Consider the following 13,198-nt stretch of genomic DNA (forward strand, 5'->3'; position numbering starts at 1 on the left):
ACAGCCAGTCAAGTAATTTGGCATTTTTCAACCCCGGATGCCAGAGTCAAACTTAAACATCTTTATCCAGTGTTTGAAGAGGAAGAGATGGCAGATTCTAATGCACCAAATTAGCTGTGTCAGTCCACTACTCCCGATGGTGCGTTACATTTCATTAACGCACCCTACTCCCGATGGTGCGTTACATTTCATTAACGCACCCTACTCCCTTTAAACCATGACTAAAATAGCAGAAGATTTAGGTCGCCTCTTTGAAGTTGGATTTAATATTGGCATTCTAGCTGACATTGAGGAAAAGAAGATTAAGCACAATTTTGGTAATTTATATGATCACGATTTGCAGCAACTGAAGTTTCGTAATATGCTCCAGCGGATTGTGGATAAGCTGATCAGTCCTTTGGAAAGAGAGATGGCTGAAAAATGGAGTACGTTTTTCCTTCAGAAAGGCTTCTTATCTGGTTTGAACTTCTTTCGGGATTATCTCAAGGCTATCGGTTGGAGTAAAGAACATAAGCGGCGTCATCTAGAAATTGTCTATTACCAGTGCTGTTTCTGTGATGATAATAGTATCGGTACCTATTGTAAAGGAGATGATCAATGGTATAAGGAGGTATTGTCTCAATTTGATCAGGAGTTAGGTAGTCAAACCAGACCTTCTAGGAATACTGTGGCTCGGGTTAATAATTTTAATGCTAACAATTTGAACAGTTACATTAGGGAGTATTCTAAGAAGGGAGAGTTTCTGAAAGCCGATACTCTGATGCTGCTAAGTTATCGCGGTAGGGAGTTTCGGGTGCTTTGTGTGGATTTATCGGTGTTTTCGATTAAGACAGATGCGGATATTGAAAACTTGAATTATGTAGATATTCTCCGGCATGGATTAATTCGTGATATTAACTATTTGAAATCTAAAAGTGTTTTTTCTAAGCTTCGCTTAGATACGAAAAACTTAGATTTTAAGTTCGCTAAAGAGCTGAAGAGTTATTTTACTGCATTTAAGTTCAGAGATAAGGAAACTAGTAAGTTAATTCAGGCCGGTAGTTATGCTCATAGCTTTAATCAATTCCTGAGAGAGATTGGTATTTTCTCGGATCAGACATCGGTAGTATCTAATGTAGTGGGCTATAGCGATCGCGGAATTAGTGCTATGTCTGTAAACCAGACGAATCGAGAGGTTTTGGACACCTGTCACGAGATTTATAAACATGATTCTAGTCCTAAAGAGATTAAGGATGCCCGTCACCAGGTGTTAAAGCAAATCCAACGGAATGCTTATCGCAGTTTTCAGGACGGTAAGCAGTTTGTGGATAATTTGTTAGCAATCCAACCAGATACTATAACCAAAGTAAATCATAAAGAGCACATCCAGGGGTTTGTTAATTCTATTGCTCAGGTGCCACCCGATCTAAGCAAGCAACTGGGATTAAGTGTCGGGTTAAGTACAGCAATGAATTTGCGGGATGCTCATGGGGAATTGATTACGAAGGCGCTGGTTTCTGACCAGACCTATCTGTTTTTAACAGGCAATCCAGGCATTGGTAAGACGACTGCGATCGCAAAATTTTTAAAGGGTCATGTTGACGAGGGATTTTTGTTTTTCTACGTCAGTCCCAGGAAACAAGTCAATCTTGACATTATCGAGAAGTTTAAAGACTCAGCTACCGGAGAGTTGTGCGATAATCAGCTAATCGCTATCAACACTAATGCTAATTTAATTTCCGACAACTTTGGACGCTACACTGTCCAATACCTCTGGAATGAGTGTCAAGACGATTTTAATATCAAAGATGTTGATTTTTTCGATAGTAGAACGATTCAACCATCGGGAAGGCGCTCGAATAAGCTGAAGCGATTAACGGATGAGGAAATTCAAGACCGTGGCAAAAAGTCTAAAGGAGTTTTAAGTAGTATTTGTGAAGCCATCTATTGCCTTGTGGATGAGCAGACGTCTAATAGTATTGTTGCTACGGTGTCTATCCAGTCTTTGAAAGCAACTCCGAGGGGCAACACCTTAGAGCATTTTGAAAAAATTTTCAGAAACGCTTACAACAAAGGAGAAGGGTTGGTTATTCCTGCTAAGATGCAGGCTATATCTAGCAGAATCAAGCATTTATTTATAATGATCGATGAGATAACTGGGGATGATGGCGGAGTTGAGTTTTTAAATGGTATTCACAGGATACTATCTAACTATAAATTGATCAATAATGGCCATGGCTTTAACACTAAGGTAATTGTAGCAGATGCTTCCATTGTTGATCCAGGGGTAATTGACCAACATTTATCTGACATTTCATCGGAACCGGATAAGATTTACTTCCGGAGTGTGGGAAATTCGGCAAATTCTGGTTTGGGATTACCCCTTTCACGGCAACGGTTTAAATTTAAGGGTTTAGAGGCAACGGTTATCAATGCTAATTCCTATCCAGCTAGCAAATTATCTATCACTTACAAGGTTTTGGTGGAGTCTTGTCGATTTAGTGAAGAAGCTAATTTAAAGCAACAGGATATTTTAGGAAAATCTCTTCAAAAAACAATTTTTCAAGATATCCAGGCATTAATGAATCGGTCTGATGTTGAGCAAATACTGGTCTATATCCAGGATAAGCAGAGATTAGCGCAACTAATTGACAGCATTAGAAAGGAGCTAGGGGAGTTTACCAAGTATCAGGATTATCTGGAAATCCATGCTAATATATCTGAATACGAAAAGAAGCAAATCCAGCAGTATAAAAATCAGGTAAAGGTGGTGTTTATGACTGCTTCCGGGAGTCGAGGTCTATCCTTTCCCAAGGCTAAGCATATCCTGGTGGAAATCCCTCGGTTCGAGATTGAGCATAACCTGATGGAAGTGATTCAAGTAATTTACAGAGGTCGTGGTCAGTATGAAGACGATGGAGTAGTTAAGACTCTAGACAATCAAGATAAAGAACTTATTTTCTATTTAGCTGAGCGTTCTGTTTATTATGATGCTGAGGATGACCAGCAACAGCAGTTGTTTATCAAGGAAAGTGTGCTGAGTCTGTTGAATATTCTCTTACTGTTGAAAGGGTCGATCATGACTCGCATCCAGGGCTATGGACAGATTGGTCGGGACAATTTCTTGATAATTCCCATTGGAGGTAAGTCGATTTCAGCCGTAGGGAATAGGTTTAGTGCTCAGATTGCTAATCTGATCCGTGAGCTGAAGAATGAATATAAGCGGAAACCATGGGATGACCCTTTAGAGGAAGTGTCTACTAAACTAAAGGATTTACTTAATCAAGCGGAGTTTTTAGTTAAGAATACAGCAGAATCCAATTATATTTCTTTAGTAGAGTCTTTCAATAACCAATTTAATCAGTTGGTTAACCATGGGTTGGATAAATTACTAAACTTAGGCGCTATTGAGACAGCTTACATTAGTGGTGCCTTGCTGGTGGTACCGATTGCTAATGGATTACAGGAAACCTATCAGATCAATTTGGTAAAACTAGTGAGATATATTACCAATGAGCTGTTGGAAACTATGGGTAAAATGAGTGCCAGTAAGTCTTATCCAGAAAACCTACGCTCTGGGCTTAAGGATGGCATAGAGTTACTGGAAACCCTAGGCAATTCAGCTCCTAAAACCCAATGGTTTGAGCAGAAATCTAAAGGATTTGACCAATATTATGCGTTGCCCTTATTTACCTTTATTGCTGGAGAGGCTTTGAAGAAATATTTTGATTCTAAACCGGAAGAACCGGAAGATGCTCGATTTCGGAAGATTATGAGTAGTTATATTCGCACATTTTACCCGGTTGATAATGTTTTACCCATTGGTCACGAGTATCAAGATTTTCCGTTTATTGTATTTAACAGCTATTCCCTAGAGCAACTCAGAGCAAAGATGTTTACGGATAAGTATTTGTTGACATCTAATGAGTTGAATGTTTTGAATTTGATTTTGTCGCGTTGATAGGGAGTAGGGAATCGGGAGTAGGGGGAAGAGTTTGGGGCGGGGGCGCAGGAAGTGTGGGAAGTGTAGGGAGAAAGAATAGGGAATATTATATAGCGGTTTTCATAGTAATGATATATATATAATAATATAGGATTTTTACGACTCCCGACTCCCTTTACAATATGTACAAGCTCACAATTAATAAAATTGGTAATTCCCTAGGCATAACTCTACCTGAAGAGATCCTACAAAAGCTGAATGTTGGCCAGGGAGATACTGTATTTATCACAGAAACCGCTGATGGTGTTGAAATCACCACGAAAGACCCTGAGTTTGAAACGGTAATGGCAGCTTATCAGAAAGTCAGCAAGAGGTATGAAAATGCTTTGAGGGAGCTGGCTAAGTGAGGGAACCGCTGTGGATAAATGATGGAAAGGTTAGCAACAGACCAAGAAAGCCAAAATGCGATTGCTAAGTGGCTAGAAGCAAATGTCGGTACTTGATTTGATGATCCATACTAATCAAATACGGATGCTAGACTGGGTTGAATATAACCTAAAATGACCCTCCCAAGGTTTTTGACTTTGGGAGTTTTTTACTGTCTGTTAACCATAACTCTGGTATGTATATATAGGCTTTACATTTGAGATGTAAACGGAAAAGGTCTTTTTTTAGTTTAATAAAAAACTCTGTAACTCTTGCCCCTATTGCCTCTTGCCTGTTGCATTTTGCCTTTTTCGACCATCGATTAATTTACAACTCGTTTGAAAACCCTCTATACTTGATTACTATCAAAACCTCGATAATCTGGCCAATTCCTCCTGAGCAAACTTCCGTAGTTTAGGATCGGAGTCATGGTCTGCTCTATCCTCCAATAAGGATTGGATTTGGGAATGGTTAGGATAATATTCGAGGATGGCCTTAAGGGCTGCTTGTCGAGGATTGTCATCCCATAATTTCTTACGCTCAAAAGGGTCATGGAGAGTGCGATCGCGTAAAAATTCCCATAACCAAGGCTGATTGTGCCAAGCTTGAGCTAACTGTTCAATTGCTATACCTCGCACATCCGAATCAGTATCAGAGCGAGCCAATTCTTGAAGTAGGGGTAAAGTATCTAGGTGGTCTTTGTAACCTTGAGCTAACTGTTCAATTGCTGTAACTCGCACCCACGAATTAGTATCAGAGCGAGCCGATTCTTGAAGTAGGGCTAAGGTATCTGGGTGGTCTTGGTAACCTTGAGCTAACTGTTCAATTGCTGTAACTCGCACCGACGAATCAGTATCAGAGCGAGCCCATGCTTGAAGTAGGGCTAAGGTATCTGGGTGGTCTTGGTAACCTTGAGCTAACTGTACAATTGCTGTACGTCGCACCCACGAATTTTTATCAGAGCGAGCCCATGCTTGAAGTAGGGCTAAGGTATCTGGGTGGTCTTGGTAACCTTGAGCTAACTGTTTAATTGCTTCACCTCGCACATCCGAATCAGTATCAGAGCGAGCCGATTCTTGAAGTAGGGCTAAGGTATCTGGGTGGTCTTGGTAACCTTGAGCTAACTGTTTAATTGCTTCACCTCGCACCCACGAATGTTTATCAGAGCGAGCCGATTCTTGAAGTAGGGCTAAGGTATCTGGGTGGTCTTGGTAACCTTGAGCTAACTTTATAATTGCTGTAGGTCGCACCCACGAATTTTTATCAGAGCGAGCCCATGCTTGAAGTAGGGCTAAGGTATCTGGGTGGTCTTGGTAACCTTGAGCTAACTGTTCAATTGCTGTAGCTTGCACATTCCCATCTTGATCAGAGCGAGCCCATTTTTGAAGTAGGGCTAAGGTATCTGGGTGGTCTTGCCAATGGGTGGCTACTGCTACCACAGCGTTAGTGCGAATATCACTATCACTGAATCTTTTTCTATTTTGATCATAATTAATTAAGTCTTTGACGCGATTCAGTAATGTAGTATCTGTTGATTTAATCTCATAGCGATTCCTCACCTCAGATAAAAAATCTGCTGCCAAAAATAAATTTCCAAACCTATTACTCTCTCCATATTGTGCTATCAAATACTCAATAATTTCTCCAGCTTTTCTGGAATCAATCATGCCCACAATCAACCTCAGCACTTCATGCCAAGATTCATCCCGCCAGTGCTGACCAAATACTTGGGTTTGTAACTGTTCTAGGTCAATCTTCTGGGTTTTCTCAAATTTCCTGACAAATTCCCAAGCACAGAAATATTCCAAAAATGTCCGATGCACAAAGGCGTAGTAATCTGCTCCCATGAAACACAAGATAAAATTGCGGGTGCGCAACTGATTAATCATTACCTTAGCCACCGCTCTTGGATTAGTAACTTCCCGTAGTTTCAACTCCTCGAAGATAATCCGTTCTAAATCCTCTGCACTAATCAGATTTCCCGCTAATCCTGCTTGATTACCCTGCATGAAATCTGCCACTTTTCCCAGCATCTGTTGCTTATCTTGATAATCAATTGTCTTGGGGTCAAGACGATTATCTTCTAGTAATGCTCGTTCCACATCCCATCGATGGAGCAGTAATCGAGAGGATTGGTTATAGAGTTCAGAGCGGTCACGAGGCAATTCTTGATTGCGATTCAGGATTGCCATCATGGTTAGTAATAGGGGATTTTGCGCCAGTTGTCGAATTGGGGAGGATGTCTTGATTGCGTTTTGTAAGCGCTCCCGTTTCCTAACTTTATCGGCTTGATCCGTAAAGGTTAATTCATGCCAGTGCTCGATAAAGGTTTGAATTTGTTCGGACTCCAAGTCTTGGAGCATAACATGACGAAATTCAGCATCCCGTAGCCGTTGGGGTTTATAACCAATTACCCGAGATGTCACAATTAATCTTACTTTAGGATAGGTATTGGTAAAGCGATGAATATCCGTAATTACATCTTCTCGTTTACCTGGCTCAAAGACTTCATCCAACCCATCAAACATCACTAAGGCATTACCAGCCTTTAACTGCTCATCAAGGTGATGTTGATTGAGATGACAGATATATCCACTGCTTTGATGACAGAATTCCAAGAAATTATGACACTGTCCACTATCGCGATTCCGGATATAGGTGCGTAATTCAATCAGTAAGGGAATTGGTAGAGAAAGGGCAGTAGTTAGATCGGTTCTTGCCCACTCCAATGCTAAATATTGCAACAAAGTAGATTTACCAGAGCCTGGGTCTCCTAAAACCACCAAATACCGATAGCCTTGAGAGTCCTTGATCACATCCAATACGGATTTTATCGGCTGTTGATAATAAAGCTTTTTAGCTCGTTGCAACTCCTTTTGGTCAATTTCCTGTTCTAGTTGACCACTCTCTAGCAGTTTTTGATAATAATCCTTAGGCAGTTCATGAATCGCCTCTGGCATCAAGTCATGAACCTCTCGCACATTTTGGGGGATAAATATCGTCCAGAGTTTTAGTTGATTATAGGCAGAACCATCGGTATCTAAACTATCTAGTTTAACATTACCGTAGCTCTCTAGGAGTGCTTCTTGATACTCCCTTAAGTTAAAATCAGGGATAATGCCTGCTGTAGCGTTAGTGTTTTTTGCGATCGCATCTAACGTTTGGGAATCCCAGATAGGCCGTAACTTATCCGATTGCTTGATTATAGTTTGTACTTGCTTGAGATACTGTTTACCAATATACTTCCAACGAAATTCTTCCGGTAATGATAATAACTTCAGCTCAACCCAAGTCTTGGCTAATGTATCGGTATCTATTTCTTTACAGCCATAGTTAAAGGCACTTCCCAGGATAGCTTTAACGGATTGGTTCTTAATATACTGCTTGAGGGGTTTAGTATATTGTTTTATTTCTTGCTTAGATAGGTCAGCAACCTTTAATTCTTGTCCAACTAAAGCTACAAAAGCTTTTAAGGCTTTAACCAAGAGTTTTTTCTGGGTATCTTGCTCCGATAGTCCGGTATAATCTTTGATAGATTCTTTGAAAAAATCTTTAGTGTAGTCTTCTAGAGCGTCTTTGGCCAAGGGACCGATCACTTCTTTGGCGAGATAGCCACCAGCACTAGAAATTCCCCACAGTGCTAACCAATCTAGCATGATCTTGGTAGTTGTTTTTTGGTTTATCTATTATTATAGATCTTTAGGGAGTAGGGAGTAGGGAGCAGGGAGCAGGGAACAGGGAACAGGGAGCAGGCAAGACGCAAGACGCAAGACACAAGACGCAAGACGCAATAGTTGGGACAGCCTGCCCCGTAATGAACCGCTGTTCGCTCAAAAAATTGTAAACCCTAAAAGCCTTTAGGGTTTACAATTCAGGCTAGACCGCACTTAGTAACAGCCTCGCTAGTTTGCCTTATTATAAGTAGGAAAGTCAGTATAACCTTCTTTACCTGGAGAATACCAAACTTTAACATCTGGAATAGGATTGAGGGGCCAATTATTAGCGAAGCGAGCAACCAAATCTGGATTACTTAGAATCGGTCTTCCGAAAGCAATTAAATCTGCCACACCTTCTTGAATTGCCGCTTCAGCTGTTTCTTTAGTATAGCCGCAATTACCAATAATTGGACCATCAAAAACGTTTCTAAGCTCAGCCAAAGTCATCGGTTCTCCTAATTCATGAAATCCAAAAGCCAATCCATCTAATATATGGATATAAGCTAACCCATAACTGTTTAACTCTTTAGCTACATAAAGAAATGTTTCACGATAATCCACAGACCCCATATCATTAAATAGACCATTAGGAGACAAACGAACCCCTACTCTATTGACTGGTAAAACAGTTATTACAGCTTCGATTACTTCTTTGAGTAAACGATATCGATTATCAATACTACCACCATAGTCATCTGTTCTTTGGTTGGTTTTAGATTGCAGAAAAGAGTCCAGTAAATAACCATTAGCTGAATGAATCTCTACCCCATCAAAACCTGCCTGTTTGGCATTTTCAGCCGCTTTTTTATACTCTTCTACTATTTGGGGTATTTCTTCAGTTTCCAGGGCTCGTGGGGTTTCGTGAGGCTGTTTTCCCTGAGGGGTATGAACATATTCTTCGTTAATTTTAATGGCTGAAGGAGCAACAGCTAGCTTACCATCATGGAAACTACTATGAGAAGCCCGACCACAGTGCCAAAGCTGCAAAAATAATGGCGTATTTTTAGAGTGTACACCACTAACAACTTTTTTCCACCCTTCAGTTTGTTCCAGAGTATAAATACCAGGAGCATTTACCCAACCGTTAGCTTGAGGGGAAATAAAAGTACCTTCAGTGATAATTAGACCTACTCCAGTTCTTTGAGTATAATATTCCACCATTAAATCATTGGGAATACCCATATTAACTGCTCTCCCTCTAGTTAAAGGAGGCATTACTACTCGGTTTTTTAAAGATAAATCACCTAATTCAAAAGGGCTTAGTAGTTTGGACAAAGAGAGTGGAGCCGTCATTTATTGTACCCCTCAATGTAAATTGACTCAAATCCATTTAAACAAAATATAGCAATCCTAAATGATTTGTGACAAGTTAGGGGCTTGGTATGTTTTGCTCAAGCGCCAGGGTTAGGTTGCTGCCCGTAACGCACCACTGCTGGGTCAAACAACTTTTAGGAGATGCACCCGATGGGAGAGTGTGGGAAGAAAGAATAGGGTATATTATATAGCTGTTTTCATAGTAATAATATATATATGATATAGGTTTTTTCCCGGGTGGATATCGGAACCTATAGCCAGAGCTATTCATACTGATCAAATTGCACAACTGTTTTCTTGGATGGGGGGAAAGGTTAGCAACAGACCAAGAAAGCCAAAATGCGATTGACCAAAGGTCACGCTACGCGATTGGCCGTAGGCCACGCTAAAAGCGAACGCGCTTGTGGCTGGGTGCATCTCCTAAAAGCTGTTTGACCTGGTGGTTGGAATGGGCATCAGGCGTGGAACGGGCATCTTGCCCGTTTCATTTCCGGACGGACTGTCCCAACACTGGCTACCGATAAAATCAGGGCGAGCCCGTCCCTAAAGCACCACTAGCCACTAAATTCTAAATTCTTCATTCTAAATTCTTCATTCTAAATTCTTCATTCTAAATTCTTCATTCTTCATTCTTCATTCTAAATTCTTCATTCTAAATTCTTCATTCTAAATTCTTCATTCTAAATTCTTCATTCTAAATTCTTCATTCTAAATTCTTCATTCTAAATTCTTCATTCTAAATTCTTCATTCTAAATTCTAAATTCTAAACTAAACCCCAGTAACACCTCATTTCCTGTTAACACTACAGGCATTGCTACTACTTCCACAGGTTGATTTGCCAGATAAATTTCTACCAGTTTATCCTGAGGATTAATCAACCAACCCAAACGCAAGCCACTGGCTAGATACTCTTGGATTTTCTCCTGTAGGGGCTTTAATCGATCTGTCCGTGAGCGCAACTCAATCACAAAATCGGGGCAAATGGGTGGAAAACCTTCTCTTTCTGTTTGACTCAGTGCTTTCCATCTTTCCAGCGCTACCCAAGCTACATCGGGAGAGCGATCGCCACCACCTGGTAAACTAAACACAGTCTGAGAGCTAAACACAACCTTAATATTTAAAAAACCAGCGATGCACAGAATTTTTTCTCTGTTCCCGATTCCCGACTCCCCAGGGCTGTTTCATTCTAAATTGCAATATTTTATGCATTGACGAGGATACGTCTTTTCAGCCTTCGAGCATTCAGGTATGTGATGGCTGAAAGCCTTTAAACTCGTTACCTAGATCCAGAATGAAATAACCCTGCCGACTCCCGATTCCCGACTCCCGATTCCCGATTCCCGATTCCCGACTCCCGATTCCCGACTCCCGACTCCCGATTCCCGACTCCCTAAAATAAATAGATTATCCGCCCCTAACGCTGATTCTGCAATTTTCTCATTTCCTCTTGCACCCCCACTGCCACCTGCAAGGCTTGATCTAGCACTCGTCCATACTCACTGGCCTGATCACTCAAGTGCAGGGCAGTCAAGGTGGTTAAATTAGTAGTAAATAGCTGAGGATTCTTAGTAATAAACTGCTTATTCTCTCTGAGAATTCGTTCTGTCTTCAAGGCACGCACTAAATCCGTTTTCATCACCTTAAGGGCTTCGAGCACTCGCTCCCGATTGCTGAGACCAACACCTGGATTACCAGCTTCTTCCAATTGATCATTAATGTATACAGCTCTAATCACCGTATTGTATCGATCCACTTCTTTCACCAGCCGTCTAACTGCCTTATATTTCAACCATAGAAAGGTACCTCTACCCAATTTGATCAGGAAATCTCCTGGTTCTTTTGGTTTCTCTAGGAAAAAACCTCTGACTCGCTCTGGCTTCTCCCCAATCAAATTGGATAGATAGTCCTCTGAAATCACCAAGTCCTGCAAATCAGGTCGCATAGTTGTCCGTGCCTATGATAAGATAGTGGTCGAGAGCGTCTTAACCTATAAGCTTAACACGGTATTAATACCTTACCGTTAAGCTCAAGACACCTGTTAGGGGTCAGGGGCATGACTGGGTATATGGTAAGCATTCAGCGGTCAGCGTTTAGCGGTCAGCCTTTGGCCAATGGCACCTCAAGTAGTGTGCGTGTAGCGCATAAGCTGATACGCGACACGCTGATAGCTAATAGCTGATACCTGAATAGCTACGGTATATGACCACATAAAACAAGGATGCGATCGCATTCCCAATACTAATCATAAAAAGCCAGTTAACTTACTAACACAAACGAAAACTTAGCTAAAACTGCACCAAGCAATACTAAGTTTCCTCAATACACTGCAAGTCTCTGGCCTTAAAACGCACTGGCATCCCATCAGACGGATAAATCAAAAGGTTTGTATACAGTTATAAAAAGTGTCACATAGTCTAGCAATCTCTACAACTATTTGGTATACTTAAGGGAGGTTACTGATACCACTACGTAAGGCGGTCGAACTTACGGGACTCTCCAGAAATACCTTTCGCAAGTATGCAGATAATGGCACGATCAAATGCGAACGCACCCCAAGTGGTTACAGACTCTTCGATACAGAAAGCTTACTCACCTTCGGAAAGGCGGGCAAAACTGTGGTTGCTACTATCTGTTACTGCCTCCTCAGCAGCCAAAAACAAAGGAATGACCTTAATCGACAGGTTGCTTATATGCACTCCCTCTATCCAGAAGCGGAAATCATCTTTGACATCGGATCAGGACTTAACTACAAAAGATTTGGGCTTAAAACCATACTGGAGCGACTTATGCGTGGGGATCAGCTCACAATTATTGTTGCCTGTCTCGACAGACTTACCCGGTTTGGGTTTGAACTCTTTGAGTACTTGGTTAGAAGTTACCGTAAGAGTAGTGCAGCCTTTATAGTTGGTAAATTATGCAGCATAGGGTAAAGGTTTTGTAGTAAGGCTGCACTACTCTAAGGTTTCATCTCCGGTCAGTCTCAACGGTGGAAAAATCATGGGATCCGACAACCCTGAAAGCTGTCTTTGATCAGAATTTACCGCCGATATTCTCTCAATCATTCACGTCTGCTCTTGTAGAGTCCAAGGACTCAGGAAATACGGTTCAAAAATCAAAAAAGATCCGACTATTCCTAAAAGCTGACCAACGTCAATTGATTAATCGCTGGTTTGGAGTGTCCCGTTATGTTTTCAACAAGACCGTAGAAATCCTCAAAAATGGCGAAGTTAAAGCTAACTGGTTGGCCATCAAGACTGACATCCTTAACAGTCTTCCTGAATGGTGTAAAACAGTACCTTATCAAATTAAATCGATAGGGATAAAGGATGCCTGCACTGCGGTCATAGAGGCTAAGAAAAAATACAATTTGACTGGGCAAATTAATCGAGTTCGCTTTAGGTCTCGAAAAACTCCTGTTCAGTCTTGCTACATCCCAAAATCCGCTGTTTCAGTAAAGGGGATCTACCCTACAAAATTAGGAGAGTTAACCTTTGCTGAAAGCCTACCAGATCACCTATGTGACTATCGATTAATTAGCACCAATGGGGACTATTATTTAGTAGTCCCTTACAAAGCAACTCGAAACAAAGCCGAGAATCAAGGCAAGGTAGTTGCTCTCGATCCTGGTGTTAGAACTTTTTTGACGTTTTTTAGCTGTCCGGCAAAATTCATCCCACACCTATGCTACGCATTAGGTGTGGGATGAATTTTGCACAGGGTATTATAAAATTGCTATAATATATGTACTGATAAACAAAGCCGTTCGCGTAGCGTGGCCTACGGCCTTAAATGCTGGGCAAGTCAGCCACTTACGTGCCT

7 protein-coding genes and 1 pseudogene are annotated in these 13,198 nt (G+C 41.2%); 4 read left to right on the forward strand and 4 right to left on the reverse strand.

Annotation, left to right across the window (positions count from 1 at the left end; all coding sequences use genetic code 11):
* Positions 1-217: 217 nt before the first annotated feature.
* A complete protein-coding gene (locus F6K37_RS18345; RefSeq protein ID WP_287251503.1) occupies positions 218-3,940 on the forward strand; it encodes a helicase-related protein in 3,723 nt (1,240 codons plus the stop codon).
* Positions 3,941-4,104: 164 nt separating this feature from the next.
* Positions 4,105-4,329, forward strand: a complete 225-nt coding sequence (locus F6K37_RS18350) for an AbrB/MazE/SpoVT family DNA-binding domain-containing protein (protein ID WP_071105541.1) — start codon at positions 4,105-4,107, stop codon at positions 4,327-4,329.
* A gap of 384 nt (positions 4,330-4,713) precedes the next feature.
* Here F6K37_RS18350 and F6K37_RS18355 read toward each other — a convergent pair whose 3' ends face one another.
* The 4 genes and pseudogenes from F6K37_RS18355 to F6K37_RS18370 all read right to left on the reverse strand — a co-directional run bounded on the left by F6K37_RS18355 (position 4,714) and on the right by F6K37_RS18370 (position 11,321).
* The gene (locus tag F6K37_RS18355) at positions 4,714-8,004 is read right to left on the reverse strand and encodes an NACHT domain-containing protein (RefSeq protein WP_287251504.1); all 3,291 of its coding nucleotides are present in this window, start codon (positions 8,002-8,004) and stop codon (positions 4,714-4,716) included.
* 246 nt (positions 8,005-8,250) lie between these two features.
* Entirely contained in the window at positions 8,251-9,357 is a 1,107-nt protein-coding gene (locus tag F6K37_RS18360) for an alkene reductase (protein WP_287251505.1), read from the reverse strand.
* A 771-nt stretch (positions 9,358-10,128) separates the two neighbouring features.
* A pseudogene (locus tag F6K37_RS18365) lies at positions 10,129-10,551 on the reverse strand (Uma2 family endonuclease); the annotation flags it as partial.
* A gap of 242 nt (positions 10,552-10,793) precedes the next feature.
* Complete coding sequence (locus F6K37_RS18370) at positions 10,794-11,321, reverse strand: hypothetical protein (RefSeq protein WP_287251506.1); 528 nt, start codon at positions 11,319-11,321, stop codon at positions 10,794-10,796.
* Between the two features lie 673 nt (positions 11,322-11,994).
* Between F6K37_RS18370 and F6K37_RS18375 the strand changes: the two genes are divergently transcribed.
* On the forward strand, positions 11,995-12,309 hold the full coding sequence (locus tag F6K37_RS18375) for a recombinase family protein (RefSeq protein ID WP_229414555.1): 315 nt from the start codon (positions 11,995-11,997) through the stop codon (positions 12,307-12,309).
* A gap of 56 nt (positions 12,310-12,365) precedes the next feature.
* Complete coding sequence (locus F6K37_RS18385) at positions 12,366-13,085, forward strand: helix-turn-helix domain-containing protein (protein ID WP_502708867.1); 720 nt, start codon at positions 12,366-12,368, stop codon at positions 13,083-13,085.
* The last annotated feature ends 113 nt before the right edge of the window (positions 13,086-13,198 follow it).

This window comes from Moorena sp. SIO4E2 (genome assembly GCF_010671945.1).
In the GTDB taxonomy this organism is placed as follows: Bacteria; Cyanobacteriota; Cyanobacteriia; order Cyanobacteriales; family Coleofasciculaceae; genus Moorena; species Moorena producens.